This is a genomic window from Xanthomonas sp. SHU 199 (assembly GCF_000364665.1).
Taxonomy (GTDB): domain Bacteria; phylum Pseudomonadota; class Gammaproteobacteria; order Xanthomonadales; family Xanthomonadaceae; genus Xanthomonas_A; species Xanthomonas_A sontii.
Genome location: NZ_AQOI01000002.1, coordinates 1 through 335 on the forward strand (window position 1 = coordinate 1; position 335 = coordinate 335).

Below are 335 nucleotides of genomic sequence, written 5' to 3' on the forward strand. Positions count from 1 at the left end.
TGTCTGGCTGTCGGACACGCCAGCGGAATGCAAGGCTGCATCTGGCAACCACGTCCTGCATTTTCAAGACGACCAACCGGGTGGAAAGGCTTTACTGGCGGTCTTGATGACGGCATTGGTGAACAAGCGCAAGATCGATGTGCAGACCAATGGCTGCGACATTGTCGAGGTCTACTTGAAGTAAGGCTGCTCTCGCGGAGTCTGTATCGTAGATTTCGCTGGGTACGCTGCGCCGTAATGTTACTAGGGGAGGCGTTATGGATCCGACTTTCACGAGAAAAGTCGACTCTACATTGCCCATCTATGGTTCCAACTCGCAAGGACGAGTGATGTCA

Annotated in this window: 1 protein-coding gene; it reads left to right on the forward strand. The window is 53.1% G+C overall.

Going from position 1 to position 335, the window contains the following annotated elements; all coding sequences use genetic code 11:
- A partial coding sequence (locus D183_RS23635; protein WP_039725674.1) for a hypothetical protein occupies nucleotides 1–184 on the forward strand: 184 nt, incomplete at its 5' end.
- Nucleotides 185–335: the final 151 nt, after the last annotated feature.